14 protein-coding genes are annotated in these 16,728 nt (G+C 54.6%); 10 read left to right on the forward strand and 4 right to left on the reverse strand.

Annotated elements, in window-relative coordinates:
• The first annotated feature begins 4 nt into the window (after nt 1-4).
• Both O0S09_RS05435 and O0S09_RS05440 read left to right on the forward strand, forming a co-directional pair.
• The gene (locus tag O0S09_RS05435) at nt 5-1,174 is read left to right on the forward strand and encodes a hypothetical protein (RefSeq protein ID WP_268922952.1); all 1,170 of its coding nucleotides are present in this window, start codon (nt 5-7) and stop codon (nt 1,172-1,174) included.
• Complete coding sequence (locus tag O0S09_RS05440; RefSeq protein ID WP_268922953.1) at nt 1,171-1,803, forward strand: DUF3089 domain-containing protein; 633 nt, start codon at nt 1,171-1,173, stop codon at nt 1,801-1,803. The genes O0S09_RS05435 and O0S09_RS05440 overlap by 4 nt, the downstream gene beginning before the upstream one ends.
• An 18-nt stretch (nt 1,804-1,821) precedes the next feature.
• Here the strand turns inward: O0S09_RS05440 and O0S09_RS05445 are convergent, their stop codons facing one another.
• Nucleotides 1,822-2,502: a phosphoribosylaminoimidazolesuccinocarboxamide synthase gene (locus O0S09_RS05445; RefSeq protein ID WP_268922954.1), complete on the reverse strand. Its 681-nt coding sequence runs from the start codon at nt 2,500-2,502 to the stop codon at nt 1,822-1,824.
• Between the two features lie 305 nt (nt 2,503-2,807).
• Between O0S09_RS05445 and O0S09_RS05450 the strand changes: the two genes are divergently transcribed.
• The 4 genes from O0S09_RS05450 (at nt 2,808) to O0S09_RS05465 (ending at nt 7,214) form a co-directional block, all read left to right on the forward strand.
• Nucleotides 2,808-3,422 carry an RlmE family RNA methyltransferase gene (locus O0S09_RS05450; protein ID WP_268922955.1) on the forward strand — a complete coding sequence of 205 codons (615 nt, stop codon included), beginning with the start codon at nt 2,808-2,810 and terminating at the stop codon, nt 3,420-3,422.
• Nucleotides 3,394-4,365, forward strand: a complete 972-nt coding sequence (gene moaA / locus O0S09_RS05455) for a GTP 3',8-cyclase MoaA (protein ID WP_268922956.1) — start codon at nt 3,394-3,396, stop codon at nt 4,363-4,365. Before O0S09_RS05450 ends, moaA begins: the two co-directional genes overlap by 29 nt.
• A gap of 223 nt (nt 4,366-4,588) precedes the next feature.
• Nucleotides 4,589-6,091 (forward strand): glutamine synthetase family protein, encoded by a 1,503-nt coding sequence (locus tag O0S09_RS05460; protein WP_268922957.1) that lies wholly within the window; start codon nt 4,589-4,591, stop codon nt 6,089-6,091.
• Between the two features lie 25 nt (nt 6,092-6,116).
• On the forward strand, nt 6,117-7,214 hold the full coding sequence (locus O0S09_RS05465) for a transglutaminase-like domain-containing protein (RefSeq protein ID WP_268922958.1): 1,098 nt from the start codon (nt 6,117-6,119) through the stop codon (nt 7,212-7,214).
• 24 nt (nt 7,215-7,238) lie between these two features.
• Here O0S09_RS05465 and O0S09_RS05470 read toward each other — a convergent pair whose 3' ends face one another.
• Nucleotides 7,239-8,696, reverse strand: coding sequence for a radical SAM/SPASM domain-containing protein (locus tag O0S09_RS05470; RefSeq protein WP_268922959.1), 1,458 nt, complete (start codon nt 8,694-8,696; stop codon nt 7,239-7,241).
• 183 nt (nt 8,697-8,879) lie between these two features.
• Entirely contained in the window at nt 8,880-9,845 is a 966-nt protein-coding gene (locus O0S09_RS05475; protein ID WP_268922960.1) for a replication factor C small subunit, read from the reverse strand.
• Nucleotides 9,846-9,937: 92 nt separating this feature from the next.
• Between O0S09_RS05475 and O0S09_RS05480 the strand changes: the two genes are divergently transcribed.
• The 3 genes from O0S09_RS05480 to O0S09_RS05490 are packed head-to-tail and all read left to right on the forward strand — an operon-like array spanning nt 9,938 to nt 14,160.
• On the forward strand, nt 9,938-10,681 hold the full coding sequence (locus O0S09_RS05480) for a hypothetical protein (protein WP_268922961.1): 744 nt from the start codon (nt 9,938-9,940) through the stop codon (nt 10,679-10,681).
• 6 nt (nt 10,682-10,687) lie between these two features.
• Complete coding sequence (locus tag O0S09_RS05485) at nt 10,688-11,449, forward strand: metallophosphoesterase (protein ID WP_277612909.1); 762 nt, start codon at nt 10,688-10,690, stop codon at nt 11,447-11,449.
• Complete coding sequence (locus tag O0S09_RS05490) at nt 11,446-14,160, forward strand: DEAD/DEAH box helicase (RefSeq protein ID WP_268922962.1); 2,715 nt, start codon at nt 11,446-11,448, stop codon at nt 14,158-14,160. The genes O0S09_RS05485 and O0S09_RS05490 overlap by 4 nt, the downstream gene beginning before the upstream one ends.
• A 161-nt stretch (nt 14,161-14,321) precedes the next feature.
• On the opposite strand, the gene O0S09_RS05495 is transcribed toward O0S09_RS05490, so the two are convergent.
• Complete coding sequence (locus O0S09_RS05495; RefSeq protein WP_268922963.1) at nt 14,322-14,888, reverse strand: TATA-box-binding protein; 567 nt, start codon at nt 14,886-14,888, stop codon at nt 14,322-14,324.
• Nucleotides 14,889-15,014: 126 nt separating this feature from the next.
• Between O0S09_RS05495 and O0S09_RS05500 the strand changes: the two genes are divergently transcribed.
• Entirely contained in the window at nt 15,015-16,721 is a 1,707-nt protein-coding gene (locus O0S09_RS05500) for an AMP-binding protein (RefSeq protein ID WP_268922964.1), read from the forward strand.
• The last annotated feature ends 7 nt before the right edge of the window (nt 16,722-16,728 follow it).

Here is a 16,728-nt window from a genome sequence, read left to right on the forward strand (position 1 = left end):
TGCTATGCCGTCCCAGTGTGCTGTCTGCAAAGGAAAAGGTCTCTGCGGTCTGCCGACCTGCCCCATTACCCGCCGGTTTCACGCCCTCAAAGACGTAAAGCCGGTCAGCGAGTACATGGGAGCGTCACCATCCGTCTTTGTCGGCAGTTACGGATACCCCAGAGTGGTCGGCGGCCCGCTGATGATCAACGACTCGGACAACCCTCTTCAGTGGGTGCAGGACGGACTTTCCATCGACGATATTGTAGGCATCCGCTCCCGGACCATTCGCGGCGGAAAAGAACTGGACGTCAAAATCCCGGATGCAGAGAAGATCCAGGAGATTGCTCTGTCGGAAAAACCGCTGGACGTTGAGGTCGCATTTACCAAGCCCGTGCAGTTCGATCTCAACTTCGACGGAACCGTCGCGCCGGTCGGAATGTCGGGGGCAATGAAAAAACTGGATGTGATCGACAACGCCCGGGTCTCCCGGATCGTTGACCGCTGCACCTCGGACACCGATCTCCGGGCAACGGAGGCAGCCCGCATTCTGTTTGAGAACGGAACGGATGTGTACAAGATCACAAATCTTCTCACCTCCGGTCTTCTCGGGGTGCAGAGAAAGGTTGTCCCGACGCGCTGGGCCATCACCGCAACCGATGACATGATCTCCTCAGGAATGAAACGTGATGTGATCAGAATGCCCGCACTCCCGGAGTTTCAGGTGTTCTGTGCAACACTGCACGGCAACACGCTCTGTTTCCTTCTCATCCCGTCGGAGGAGTGGCGGTTTGAGATGATCGAACGCTGGCAGAAGCAGTCACTGTGGTCGGGTGATGAGGAAACGGTTATTGAAGACGGGGAAACCGGCCTTACCAAGAGCAAGTACTCCCCCATCGGCGGCGCATACTACTCGGCACGGCTTGCGGTGCTTGAGTACCTGAAATCCGTCGGCAGATGCGCAAAAGTGCTCTGTATCCGTGATGTCTCCGGCGAGTACTGGGCACCCCTCGGTACCTGGGTCATCCGGGAGGCATCGCACGCCTCCCTTGCAACCGCACCCGTGCGGGTGGGAACACTTGCCGAAGCAACTGCTGCTGCGGCTGCCGGTCTCCGGACAAACTTCTGGATCCCCTATGCACAAATGCTCAGAGACATCAGACAACAGAAAACTCTTGCGGACTTCTTTTCATGACAGACAAACCAGACTGGAAACCGTTTACCCGATTGTGTATCGGCATGCTTCTCCTTGCTGCAATCGGCGGTGCGGCAATTTATATCTCCGGCGACACCCCGGAAACGCTTGCGATCAACTATGCGAACTCCTACAACTGGTATGCGGAGGGGACAAACCCGGATGTAGGAACGGACGTATTCTATCTGTACGGGGATACGGACATCTCTGCGATCAAGCCGTATGCAATCAACGTGGATGTCACGGTGTTTGAGGTCCGGCAGCGTGTGCACGACGCGGTACTGGACGCGGTCAGTGATTATCCGGAGGAACTGAACGCCTACATCCCCTACTATCGTCAGATGACTGCCTACGCCCGGTTATCCCCCACCCCGCTTGCCGCAGAAACTGCCGAAGTACTCGCCTATGCGGATGCAAAAGCGGCATTCCATTACTACATGTCAGAGGAAAACAACGGCCGCCCGTATGTTCTTGCCGGGTCGGGACAGGGGGCAGACTACATCTCGAAGATGATCTCCGAATGGTTTACCACACGACCTGCATATCTGAAAAACCTGCGCGGCGTATATCTGGACGGAATTTTGCAGGACGAGGATGATGTGGTAATCCTGCTGGGGACGGATGTCTGAAAAAAGTCAGGGGAAGAGTTACTCTTCCAGAACCATCTTCTCAAGGTCCAGCGGCAGGATGTACTTGCCGTTCCGGTACGCACGCATGTTTCCGCCGGAAATTTCATCGATCAAAACGATTTGATCGCCGATTTTACCGAACTCGAACTTGATGTCGTAGAGTTCGATGTTCTTTTTGGCAAGTTCTTCCTTGATGATGGTGGCAATCTTCTGGGTCAGGTCCTTTAAGGTTTCATAATCCTTTGCAGAAACGATACCGAGAATGTCAAGGGCATCTTTGGTGATCGGCGGGTCTTCACGTGCATCGTCTTTTAAGGTGGTCTCAACAAATGCGGGAAGGGCGGCGGCCTCTTCGATGTAATCCCCGTAGCGGCGGTAGAAGCTGCCGACTGCACGGAACCGGCAGATGACTTCAAGTCCTTTGCCAAAGGTCTTGGCAGGTCTGACAGTCATTGTAACGTCATCGATGTTGCAGTCAATGTAGTGGGTCGGGATACCCTTGTTGTTGAGAATCTCAAAGAAGTGTTTTGTCAACCGGAGACCGGCACGGCCCGCGCCATCAATGGTGAGGCCGATGGTGTTCATGCCGGGATCGAAAACGCCGTCAGCGCCGGTGCAGTCGTCCTTAAACTTCAGCAGATAGTTTCCGTCATCAAGTGCGAAAACGTTCTTCGTTTTGCCGGTATATACCAGTTTCATGGTAGAGAAGTGTTGTCCGTATTTGGGTATAATTCTTTGGCGCTGACAGAACCGTTCCGTTTTTCTGCCGGGTTTTTCCTTTCGTGTAACCCTGTCTTTTCCTATCGTGCAGGATGCATTCGGTGAATAAAGGTGTGATTACACCCTGCCGGAACTCCCGGATATCCCCGGAAAAATTTCTGAAAAAGCGCAGCAGATCCTCAATTGTTCCCTGGAAATTATTCCGGGAAATTATGCATTGGAAAAACCGGCTACATTATATTGCCGCACTACGCTATAATAATAGAGACAGGGAGACAGCCGCAATGGGGTCGCAGTGGACAAAAGACAATATATACAGAAAATCCGTGCGTGAGGGGTATCGTGCCCGATCCGCTTACAAACTCATCGATATCAACCAGCGGTTCAACATCATCCGAAAAACCGACAACGTTGTTGACCTTGGTGCAGCCCCCGGCAGCTGGCTGCAGGTTCTCCGTACCATGACCGAGGGTCAGCTGCTCGGTGTTGACCTCAACCCCATTGTTCCGATGGAAAACGTCATCACCGTCACCGGGGATTTCACCACGCCTGAGATTCAGGAGAAAATCATGGAACATATGCCGCTCGTCAACGTTGTCGTCTGCGACGCGGCCCCGCACCTCTCCGGTGCCAAAGCCTACGATCAGGCGCGGATCATGGCACTGAACGAGGACGCACTGCGGTTTGCCGAAAAACTCCTGAAACAGGGCGGCAACTTTGTTATGAAATCTTTCCAGGGAACGGATTTCAACGAACTTCTTGAACTTGTCAAGGAACGCTTCTACTCTGTCCGGGTAATCCGATCCACTGCAACCCGCAGGGGAAGCACCGAGTGCTATATTGTTGCAAAGAACTTTATCGGAGATGCTGATGACGACCGGAAAAAATCCAGTGAATAACATTCTCACCGATACCTATGGCAGAACCATCACCAACGTGAGAATTGCCTTAACCAATACCTGTAACCTCCGGTGTATCTACTGCCATCACGAAGGTGAGGAGATCAACGGCTGTACTGTAGGTGATCATCATATCCAGATGACCAAAGAGGAGATAGCCGAGCTGATCGGTGTCTTTGCAGAACTCGGTGTCACCACCATCAAACTCACCGGAGGGGAACCGACGCTTCGTTCCGATCTTCTGGATATTATCAGATCCATTCCTCCGCACATTGAATCCTCAATGACCACCAACGGAACACTTCTTGAAAAAATGGCTGCCGATCTCAAGTCTGCCGGTCTCTCCCGCGTGAATGTCAGCCTTGACACCATGCGCCGCGACCGGTATCAGAAGATTACCGGCCGCGACCTTCTGCCGAATGTCCTTGCAGGAATTGATGCGGCGCTTGCTGTTGGTCTCACGCCGGTCAAACTCAATATGGTTATCCTCAAAGGAATCAATGATGATGAAGTTGAGGAGTTCCTCTCCTATGTCCGGGGCAAAGAAAATATTATTCTCCAGATTATCGAACTGATGGACGTCAACGGCTGGGCCGATCACATCGATCACGTGGAAGATGTCATCCGCGGAAACGCAAACGTCGTCGGAGATCTGGAAAAAGACATTGCATCCCGCTCAACCCAGGTCACCACCCGCAGGATGCACCACCGCAGAAAGTACTGTCTGGACGGTGCCGAAGTGGAGGTGGTGCGGCCGATGCATAATCTGGAGTTCTGTGCAAACTGTAACCGCCTCCGGGTTACCTCCGACGGGAAACTCAAACCGTGTCTCCTCCGCACCGGAAACGAAGTGGACATCCGGGGTCTTCATGGGGATGAGCTGAAGGCGGCAATCGCACAGGCTGTGCAGAACCGCTCCCCGTACTTTGCCAAACAGGTCTGACATACGCAGGAGTGGAAATGTCCGCACCCGCGCATGCGGTATGAATGACCCGTATCCTTACCCTGACGGCTGAAGATGCCGGGTCTCCTGCCGCGGGGTTTTCCCTGACCCGCCAGTCCCGGTCGGTTTTCCCCCGTTTCGGTCTGTTTTTCCTTCTCCCCGGAGTAGTGACACACCTTCGCATGGTTGAGTATTTATGCAGTCCGTTCGAATAGTTACGGCAATGAATGATTCAGAAGTACTGATGAATCCCAATGATCTGGTACAGTTCCTGAAGAAAAATCCTGCTGATTTTACGAAGGAGGACATCGTCCGTTTCTGCGAGGAAAATGCAATCGAGATGGTGAACTTCCGTTACGTTGCAGGCGACGGAAAACTCAAGACATTGAATTTTGTTATCTCTTCCAAAGAATATCTGGATACTATTCTGTCCGACGGCGAGCGTGTGGACGGCAGCAACATCTTCCCGTTCATCGAGGCGGGCAGTTCTGATCTGTATGTTGTTCCGCGCTACAGCACGGCATTTGTGGATCCGTTTGCGGAAGTGCCGACACTTGACATTCTCTGTTCCTATTATGACAACGAGGGAAAGCCGCTTGCCTCCTCTCCGGAGTACATTCTGCGCTGTGCGCGCGATGCATTTAAGAAGAACACCGGCATGGACTTCAAGTGTCTGGGCGAGCTTGAATACTACGTAATCTGTCCTGAAGAAGATCTCTATCCCGGACTGGACCAGAAAGGCTACCATGCGTCCGGCCCCTTCTGCAAGTTTGAAGAGATGCGCACCGAAGCAATGCTGATGGTTGCCCGTGCGGGCGGCCAGATCAAGTACGGCCACTCGGAGGTCGGCTGCTTCACCAAGGACGGTTACTACTACGAACAGCACGAGATTGAGTTCCTGCCAACCGATCCGGTTCTTGCCGTTGAGCAGATTGTGATCGCAAAGTGGGCACTGCGGATGCTGGGTTACAAGTACGGTGTTGAGGTCTCCTACGCACCGAAGATCACCGTCGGCAAGGCCGGTTCCGGTCTGCACTTCCACATGCTTGCCGAGAAGAACGGCAAGAACATGATGGTCAAGGACGGCCGGCTTTCCGACACGGCAAAGAGGATGATTGCAGGAATTCTGAGTGTCGGCGATGCGGTTACGGCGTTCGGCAACCCGATCCCGACCTCCTACCTGCGGCTGGTTCCGCATCAGGAAGCACCAACCTACATCTGCTGGGGCGACCGCAACCGGTCGGTTGTTGTCCGCGTGCCGCTCGGATGGACAGGCTCGACCGATATGGCAGCCGAGGCAAACTTTGGCATTCACCGCAGGGCAAACAAGGCATCCAAACAGACGTTTGAGTACCGTGTGGCCGACGGTGCAGCCGATATCTACGAAACAGTTGCCTGCCTGATTATCGGTGCGATGCACGGCCTTGCCATGCCCGATGCACTGGAACAGGCGAAGAAGCTGTATGCAAGCGGCAACATCTTCAACAAAGAGTATGCGGCCTTCTTAAAGACGCTGCGCCAGCTTCCGACCTGCTGTGACGAGTCGGCGGATGTGCTTCTTGCAAAGCGTGCGCTCTTTGAGGCGGACGGCATCTTCCCCGCAGGCGTCATTGATGCACAGGCAAAGAAGCTGAAGGCATTCGGTGACAAGGGATTATCCGACAGTCTGCTTGGCAACACGGATGCGTTCGCCGAGGTTGTTGCACGCTACCTCCACGTGGCGTAACCCGTTTCTTCCTCTTTTTTTGATCATGCGGCGTGCAAAGAATGTGCAGTATCCGGCACTCATCCTTAGCTCTGTGGCAGGTGAGATTACCGTCAGGCTCACGTTTCCGTTCCGTCACCTGAACCACAGTTTTACCATTGCAGTGCCGCGTGTACTGTATGAAGGTGCACGATCATCGGGAAAGACCGCGCGTGTTCCCGCAGGCATCGGTGATGCCTGGCTTGCCGGATATTACACAGCGTTTACCTCTGATCCGGCGCTTGTGCCGTTTTACCGGATACTGCTGTCGGAACTCCGGAACATCCGCTCGTCCCAAAACTACGATGATGATGCGTATCTTGAACTGATTGCCGCGTTTGTACAGTCGATCCCGTATGATACGGAAAAGGTGGCCGCAATCGATCGCGCTCCGCGGTTTCCGGTGGAGACGGTAGTAGACGGCAGGGGCATATGCAGCGACAAGTCTCTGCTGCTTGCAGGGCTTCTTGCCCACGAGGGATACGCGGCAGCGGTTCTGCACTTTACTCCGGAAAATCATCTCGCGGTCGGGATTCCCGTACCGGACGGATACGATTTTCGCGGCTGCGGGTGTGCGGTGATCGAGTCAACGGCTCTCGGGTATGTAGGAGATGCCGAGGGTACGTTTCCGTCAGGTGACGGCAGGGTCAGAACGCTTGCATCCCGCCCGAAGGTATTCTTTGTGGGGCACGGGTCGAAGCGGTACGGAAGTATTGCCGAGGTGTCCAGAATTCTTTCGGTCCGTTCCGCTCTGCGGGAGAAGCTTGCGGAAGACGGTTCGTTTGTACGGGAGATTCGATCCAAAGAGGCGACGATCTCCCGCATCAGAGAAGAGTTATCGGCATCGCGCACCCGGATTGAGGTGCTTGAGGCGGAGACGGCAGAACTTTCGAAAGATGCTGGGGAGTTCGCCGCGGCATATGCGGTGTACAAAAAAGCGGTTGAGGATCATAATGCCGGGGTTGTCCTGCTTGCCGGAAAAATCCGGCGCTACAACCAGCTTGTCGATGAGTACAACCGGCTTGCCGAAGCACTTGCATTTCTTCAGCACAACCGCCTGGACCGGCCTGCGGTCTTTGCACGGATACGCTATCTGCGGATCTGAAATGACCCCAACCATTCAAAAAAATTATGCCTGTTCAGCCGCGGGCTCTGCCGCAGGCGAGGCATGGGTCACTTTCAGTGCAGTGTAGTATGCCATGTTGTTGATGCAGCCGGGGTCGGGTCCCAGCGGGTTGCCGAAGTAGCCGTAGGCACGTGCCCGGCATCCGCCGCAGTGATAGCGATACTCGCAGGAACCACAGGAACCTTCGGTTTTGTCCTTGTTTCTGAGATCGGCGAACAGGGGATCATGTTTCCACAGTTCCTCCAGATCACTTGTGCGTACATTTCCCACGGTTTTGGGGAAGAACACGCACGGATCGATGTCTCCGTTCGCTCGGATTGCCATGTAGAACCGGCCTGCACCGCATCCGCCCACAAACTCCGTCAGACTGAACAGACTTTCGCTGACCTCCTGATTGCAGAAATGTGTCGGTACCATTACCTGGCCGCAGGCCAGGGACTGCTGCAGGGCAACCCGCGCAAACTGCGGTGCGGTGGTCAGCACCTGACAGTCTGAGGTTCTGTTCTTCTCATAGAGCATATGTAAGAGTTCCTCGCGTTCCTGCGGGCTGAGATCCTTTTCCATCATGTCCTGTCCCCTTCCCGTCGGCACAAAATTGTAGGCCATTACCCAGTTGACGCCGAGATCGCTGCAGAGGTCGATGATGTTTGGGATCTGATCATAGTTTTCCTTTGTTGCGGTCGTGGAAATGTTGACAAAAAATCCTGCGTTAACGGCATTTTTTATCCCTTCGATCGTCCGGTCAAATGCTCCCGGGATTCCGCGGAACTCATCATGCGTCTTTGCATCCGCTCCGTCGATGCTGATCTGCACATACTCGGCACCCGCTTTGCGGAGTTCTTCGGTACGCTTGGGGGTGATCAGCGTTCCGTTCGTTGCAAGGGCAACATAGATTCCCTGATCCCGTGCATGACTGATGAGCTGCAGAATGTCCGGACGTGAGAGCGGTTCACCGCCGGAGAAGGCAATCACGGCAACACCGAGTTTTGCCAGGCGATCGATCAGGTTCAGTGCTTCTTCGGTGGTCAGTTCATCGTCAAGTGCCTTCCCGGCGGATGCGTAGCAGTGGCGGCAACGGAGATTGCACCGGTGGGTAACGTCCCAGACCACCTGAAACGGTGCTCCCGGAACAAACGGACGGCGGACACCAAACTCTGCGATACCTTTCATCACCGATACGAGGCCTTTGCGCCAGTAGGTATTTTGGAACGTCTTTTTGATCTCCTCTTCGGAAACACCAAAGTTGCGTGCCCCGGTCCGGATAATGAAGGCCGTTTCGCGGGATGCCCTGCGGCATTTCGGGCATACGTCATCCCGTAATCCAAGATAGTGTTCAAGGGCGATTTCCAGACGGTTTCCTCCGCACTCTTCACATTCCGGACTCATTCCGGCGATGATCCGCCGTGACAGGGGATTACCCAGTAAGACGCTGAGAATATTGATGCTTGTCTCTGTTTCCATATCAATCACTATTACAGGAAACATCGGTTTCGCAGTAATAAATATCGATGGAAGGTGACAAAAACCCGATAAACAAATATATTTAGGAGATATTTTTCGGCAAGACACATCACTTATCAATATTTGGAAGACGACAAAAAAGAAAGGCAGACAGTACCGGTACAACCGGCTCCCGAAAAAAGTTCACGGGGCAAGTCCGGTCTTCACAAACCGGGCAAGCAGTGCATCCATCTGAATATCCGCATCCGCCCCTTCGCTTAAGCGGAAATCGGTTTCTCCGAGACTATCGATCAGCGAGACCTTCAGTTTGCGATCCAGTGATGCCGAGGTGGAGATTGTCCGGTACATCTGGTTGAGCAGTTCGTTTGGTGCAATGCCGCGATCATACATCAGCGTCCGCAATGTCCTCTCCGCCGTTTCAAAGTCACCGGAAAGTGCGACCGATACAAGGTCTTCGATCTCCTCGGGTTTTGCGTTTGAGGTGATCGCATAGACGTTCTCCGCGGTCACGACATCAGACACAATCGCTGCGCCCTGTAAGGCGTTGATTGCCTTTCGCATATCTCCCTGGGCAATATAGGTGATCGCCGCATATGCATTCTCCTCAATGGTGATGCCTTCTGTTTCTGCAATGCGGCGCATCTCCTCCGTGATCGCCGCATCGTCCAGAGGCCGGAACCGGTAGATGGCACAGCGGCTCTGAATCGGGTCGATGATCTTTGACGAGTAGTTGCAGGAGAGAATAAACCGGCAGGTCTCTGCATAGTTCTCCATCGTCCGGCGGAGTGCGGCCTGCGCATCCTGGGTCAGTGCATCCGCCTCATCCAGAAACAGAATCTTAAACGTCGCATCGCCGAGAGGCGACGTCCGGGCGAACTGTTTGATCTGGTTGCGGACCACATCGATACCGCGTTCATCAGAAGCGTTCAGTTCACGGAAGTTCATGCTCCAGGTATCGCCGAACATTTCACGCGCCAGCGCAACCGCACAGGTTGTCTTGCCAACGCCCGCAGACCCGGTAAACAACAGGTGGGGAAGTGCCCTGCTCTTTACGTACGACTGCAGCCGCTCAACGATCTCCCGCTGTCCGGCAACCTCCGAGAGGTTGCGCGGACGGTATTTTTCGATCCAGATGCCGGGGGACTCCATAGTACCTATCCTTTTGGGCGTGCAACGGAATAATTTCTTGTATTGGCGTTCCCAAACAAACTTACCGCCAAAATACCAATAGTACAGAAATTATGGAACTGCCGAATCACCATCCCCCCTCGCGAATGCCTGCTGCTGCATGCCTTACCGCATGGGAACTGACCGGCGGAAACCTTTCGGCAGTTTCCGGCGGAGGGTTTCGTACGCCCTACGGCACGTTCTCCGACACCATCTTCTTTGCAGGGACACTTACCGAAAAGATTCTGAGAAACAATCAGCCGTCATCCCTCCGTGTAAGCGATCCGACCGGTGTACTCACCCTCTCTCTCCCGCCGCAGAATCCCGCCCTGATCCGTGCGGCTGACGCACTCGATACTCCCTGCTTTGTGGCGGTCACCGCAACCGTGAAACTCCGGGCCTATGCCGGAAAAACCTACCTCGAACTGCTCCCCGACCTCCTTCTTCCCGCCGACCGGAAAATGCGGGACGCATGGCTGTGCTGCGCAGCAGCAGGTGCACTTGCGCGTCTCGCTGCACTTCCCCCCTCACCCGGACGAAAGGAGTTTGCAGATGTTCTCGTAAACGCCCTTGCAAACGTCCGGGACGATGAACCCGTCTCTGTTCCGGTACAGGAAACACCGTCCGCGGTCACGGACGTTCAGCTGCTTGCCGTCATCACCGAACTCTCCGGCAAAAAAGGAGCGCCAATCGCTGACGTCATCACCCGTGCGGGAACGCTCGGCATGACCGAAACCGACTGCAAGGCCGCCCTTGCACGCCTGATGGAGGAGGGAGAGTGCTACACGCCGACCACCGAACTCATCAAAGTTGCCTGAACACAAATGTCAATAACCCCGGAATTCTATCCTGCCGGACCGGCTGTTCTCATCGAACGAAAGGACCGGACGCTGGTCATCGCCGACCCTCACTTCGGCGTCGAAGCCGATCTGCACCGCCGCGGTCTCCACTTTCAGAGCGGAACCGCGTCCCGGCTTTCCCGGCTTCTGGCAATCATTGAGGAAAGCGAACCCGACTACCTCGTCGTCCTGGGTGACCTCAAACACATGATCCCCTACGTAACCTATCAGGAGAAAAACGAAGTTCCGGTAGTCCTCAAAAAGATTCGAGATCTGACTGAGTTCCGGCTTGCTCCCGGCAACCATGACACGGGCTTGGAAAAATATCTCCAAAAAGATGAGCTGCTCCCCGCAAACGGAGCTGTCATCGACGGATGCGGCTACATGCACGGTCATACTATCCCCGCGCCCGAACTTGCCGGAAAACTCATTCTTTGCGGTCATCATCACCCGGTCGTCAACATCTACGACGAGGTCGGCTGTTCGCTCCGCGGAACACCCGGCTACCTCCTTGCCGAACTCGACGGAGCTGCAGTTGATCTTCCGGAGACCACCGCCGCAACCCGCGTACTTCTCGTCCCTGCCTTCTATGAACTTGCCGGCGGCCTTGACGTCCGGCTGATTCCGGGAAACAAAATCTCCCCGATTGCAAAAGCGATCAAAACCGATACCGCCGAGGTGTTTCTCAAAGACGGCACCTACGTTGACACCTGGGAAAACCTCACCCCCGACCCGGAGGATGCATGACCGCAGCCATTGAAGAACTGCGGGAAAGCCTGCACCCGAAGATACGTGAAGCCCTGGACAAGCGGGGCTTTGATGAGTTCTCCGAGATTCAGATGCGTGCGGTTCCCAAACTCATTCGCGGCGACAACGCGATTCTCATCGCCCCGACCGGAACCGGTAAAACCGAAAGCGCACTGCTTCCGATCTTTCACCGGATGCTGACCGAACCGCACCCGCCCGGATTTACCACGCTCTACATCACCCCGCTTCGTTCCCTCAACCGCGACATGATGAACCGGCTTGAGTGGTGGGGAAAGGAACTCGGGCTTCGTATCTCAGTCCGTCACGGCGATACCACGCAGACCGACCGCCGCAAACAGGCAACGCATCCGCCCGATCTGCTGATAACAACCCCCGAAAGTCTTCAGGCCATGATGATGGGCAAGGTTCTCCGCAAACATCTCGCCGGTGTCCGTTTCATCGTCATTGATGAAATCCATGAACTCGCCGGGTCCAAACGCGGCGCACAGCTGTCTGTCGGACTGGAACGGATCATGGAACTCTCCGGCGAAGTACAGCGTATCGGCATCTCCGCAACCGTCGGAAACCCGGACGTCATCGGACAGTTCCTCTGCGGCAGACGTCCCTACACCATCGTGCAGGTGCCGGTCGCAAAGACACTTGACCTCACCGTCCGGTTTGCAGGGGAATCGTTTGCAGACCAGACGAAACTGATCGAGAAGTGCATCGACTCCCACACCTCAACCCTCGTCTTCACCAACACGCGCAGCGTTGCCGAGGCCATCGGGCATGCTCTGCGGGAACGCGGCGACATCGATGTGCATCACGGTTCCCTCTCCCGCGAGATGCGGGTGGACGCAGAAGACCGGTTCCGTGCAGGCCTCACGCGGGGAATGATCAGTACCTCCTCCATGGAGCTTGGCATTGACATCGGCCAGATCGATCATGTCGTCCAGTTCAACTCTCCGCGCGAGGTTGCCCGGCTGATCCAGCGGACCGGCCGCGCAGGACACCAGCTGCACGCAACCTCAAAGGGCACCGTTCTTGCAACCGGCTTTGACGACTGCATTGAGTCGATGGTGATCGTCAGAAAAGCCATGGAGAACGAACCGGAGAATGTCCGTCCGCACATCAACGCAAGCGATGTCATCGCAAACCAGATCGCAGCGCTCGCCGTTGAGCGCGGCGAAGTTGCGATCCAAAAGATCGAAGAGATCTTCTCCCGCAGTTACTGCTTCGCAGATGCCGGTCCCCTGATTCGTGAGGTTATTGCCCAGATGGAGAAACATTACCTCATCCGGACCGAGGGAGACATGGTTATCACCAAAGCACGCGCACGCCGGTATCTCTCACTGAATCTTTCGATGATTGCGGATGAGAAGAAGAGTATCGTCTTTGATGTGGTGTCCCGCAAACCCGTCGGTACGCTGGACGAGTCGTTTGTGATCAGCTGGATCTCTTCGGGCGCAGTGTTTGTCGCCCGCGGTCAGATGTGGCGGGTGCTCGACATCGACGAGGACCGCATCATGGTTGAGCCTGCGAAGAATGCGAAGGGCGAACTCCCGTCATGGGAGGGTGAGCAGATCCCGGTTCCCTTCACGGTTGCAATGGAGGCAGGCCAACTCCGCCGTCTGCACAACTTCAACGGTTACCACGCAGACGAGCGGACCGTTGCATTCTCGGAAAAGATTCTTGCCGAGATGAAGAAAAACCGGTCGATCGTTGCGACCGACAAAGTGATCGTGCTTGAGGATGCGGACGAGGGTGTTGTCATCAATCTCTGCGGCGGTCACAAGGTCAACGAGGCACTTGGCCGTGTGCTGTCGATTCTTCTTTCCGCACGATACGGTACGGCGGTCGGCATTGAGACGAATGCCTACCGGATTCTTCTGCGGCTGCCGAAGTTTCTGCGTGCACCGGACGTGGACGAGGTGCTCTGTTCGCTGGAACCGGATCACATCGAGGCAATTCTCACGCTTGCACTCAAAAAGACCGCTCTTTACAAATGGAAGCTGGTGCAGGTGGCAAAAAAGTTCGGCGCAATTGATGCGGACGCCGACTATGAGAAGATCAGCATCAGCCGTCTGCTGGATCTCTTCGACGGCACGGTGATTGAAAAGGAGGCGTTCCGTGAACTGTTCTTCTCGAATATGGACGTGGAACATGCGCGTCTGGTGATACAGCGGATCCAGGGTCACGGCATGGAGACGGCAACAAGCCGTCTGTCCATTATCGGTGCCGAGGGACTTTTCACCGGAAAAGATGTGATTGTCCCTCCGGGCGAGGACCAGGCAATTATTGCGAGTGTGAAGCACCGTATTGATGAGCAGGACATCATACTTGCGTGTATGCACTGCAAAGGCTGGAAAAGCCGCACCAAGGTGGGCCGCGCTCCTGATACCCCGCAGTGTCCGGTCTGTGGTGCACGGCTGATTGCGGTTCTCAAACCCTACGACGAAAAGATGTATCTGGCGATGAAAAAGAAGAACAAAAGTACTGAGGAGCGCGAAGCGGAGGCACGGATGATCCGCAACGCAAACATGGTGCTTTCCAGCGGGAAGAAGGCGATCATTGCGCTTGCCGGACGCGGGGTGGGGCCGGAGGCTGCGGCGCGGATTTTAAACACCTTTGCAACAGGTGACAACTTCTACCGTGAAATCCTGAAGGCCGAGAGACGCTTTGTCCAGACTCACCGGTTCTGGTCGGACTAACCACTGTTCATGCACCGGGCTGACCCCTGTTTTGTCCAGGGTTCTCCATGAACCCAGGACAAAACACGAGCAGTTCTGAAAAAAAGATTCGGGGATATGTTGATGAAACGACCCGGTTGTTTGGGAGGATGCATCCTGACGGATGCGGGAGGCATCCTGCCTTATTTCTGTTCCTTTAAGATGGTTTCCAGACGCTCTTCGAGGAAATCAAGACCGCGGCGGACATCGTCAAGATTCTTGCCGCCGGTTAAGATGATCTTTCCTGAGGAGAAGAGGAGTGCGACGATCTTCGGGTCCTTAATGCGGTAGACAAGACCCGGGAACTGTTCCGGCTCGTACTCAATTGCTTCAAGGGACAGAGTTGCCACAACCCGGTTCAGGTTAATGAACTTGCCAATGTCGTAGGAACAGACAATGTTCGTCACCGCAACTTTGGGGACATCCAGTGTTTGTACTCCCGCCTCTTTGAGGGATTTCAGGATGATCTCAAGGCCGTCCTGAAGCGCGGATTCGTTTCTGATGCCGGTTAAGACCACTTTCCCCGAGGAAAAGATCAAAGATGCCATTCTCGGCTCATCGATACGGTAGACTGCACCGGGGAACCGTTTGGTGTTCAGTTCACAGCCGTCAATCTTTTCAGCAATCTCTGCCAGGTTAATCTCATCTGCGATTACGCCGGATGCAACGATATTTTCGATCTTCAGCGAATCGTATGTTTTCCCATCCATCTCTATTTAATACGAGAGATGCAAGCATAATACTTCGCGTCCGTTGCACTGTCCCTGCCGGAATGTACTCCTTAGTCCTGCTCGCATTAATTACCTCAGACGTCCCATTCATATAGGACAATAACCATGACAGAGACGCTAGGGGCCCCGACTATTGGGGGCAACATTGGCAATTATGAAGAGACGTACCGTACGTTCTCTCTCGTCGCGCCAAAGTACTACAACTTCGCGTTTGACGTGGTCGATGCCTGGGCCAAAAAGGATCGCAACCACTTAGCGATGATCTGGGTAAATCAGCAGGGTGTTGAAAAGAAGTTCACCTTCTGGGACATGATGATCCACTCAAATGAGGCCGCAAATATTCTGATGAAGTTTGGCATTCAGAAAGGCGACCGTGTCCTTCTGATGCTTCCGCGCGTTCCCGAGTGGTGGATTTTAGTCCTTGGTATCATGAAACTGGGTGCAGTGTTCTGTCCCTCGCCCCACATGCTGACAGTGAAGGATATCGCCTACCGGATGAAGGTCGGCAACTTTAAGATGGTTATCACCGACAGCGAAAATATGGATAAGGTTGATCAGGTCGCGGCTGACTGTCCGAATCTCCAGCTCCGCATGATTGTGGACGACAAACCCGGAGAGCGGCTTGAAACGCCGTGGATCGGCTACCAGAACGAGTTACTGTATCCGGCCCCGGTCTCCACAAAACTTGTGAGCAGTGTCGGCCGCAGGATGCTTGCAACCGACCCGATGCTGATCTACTTCACGTCCGGAACCACCAAAGATCCAAAGATGGTGCTGCATGATTACGGTCATCCTCTTGGTCAGACGGTTACGGCAAAGTTCTGGCATGACTTAACCGAGTATGATGTGCACTTTACGGTGTCGGATACCGGATGGGCAAAGTGCGGATGGGGCAAGATTTACGGTCAGTGGATCTGCGGCGCATGCATCTTTGTCTATGATTACCGTACGAGGTTCCATGCAACCGAACTTTTGCCGCTGATCGAGAGGTACGGCATTACGTCGTTCTGTGCACCGCCGACGATCTACCGTATGCTGATCATCGCGGACCTGAAGAAGTTCTCGTTTAGCGAACTGCGCACCTGTACAAGTGCCGGCGAGCCGCTGAATCCGGAGGTTATCCGCATCTGGAAGGAAGGTACCGGCCTTACGATCCGCGAGGGATACGGTCAGACCGAGACCTGCTGCTGTATTGCAACGATGCCCGGTATGGAGGTCAAGCAGGGTTCAATGGGCAAACCTGTTCCCGGCTGGCACATTCAGCTTCATGACGATGAGGGTAACGAGGTTCCGCAGGGAGAGACAGGCAGAATCGCGATCTCACTTAATCCGAGGCCTGCTGGTCTTATCCGCGAGTACCTCGACAACCCTGAGGAGAACTCGGCGATGTTCGTCAACGGCTGGTATTACACCGGTGACAAGGCATATCTGGATGAGGACGGTTACTTCTGGTTCGTCGGCCGAAACGATGATGTGATCAAGAGTTCCGGCTACCGGATCAGTCCGTTTGAGGTGGAGTCCACCCTTCTTGAACACCCGGCGGTTAAAGAAAGTGCGGTGGTCGGCAGTCCCGATTCCATTCGCGGCATGGTGATTAAGGCGTTCATCGTTCTGCACGACGGATACCAGCCGTCGGAGAAGCTGGTGAAGGATATTCAGAATTATGTGAAGCGGACGACCGCTCCGTACAAGTATCCGCGTCTGATCGAGTTCGTTGCCGAGCTGCCGAAGACCATCTCCGGCAAGATCAAGCGTGCCGAACTCCGGAACCGTGAACTTGAGCGGTTTGCCGAAGAGAACGGCGACAACTAATTTTTTT

Source organism: Methanocorpusculum vombati, from assembly GCF_026891935.1.
GTDB classification, from domain to species: domain Archaea; phylum Halobacteriota; class Methanomicrobia; order Methanomicrobiales; family Methanocorpusculaceae; genus Methanocorpusculum; species Methanocorpusculum vombati.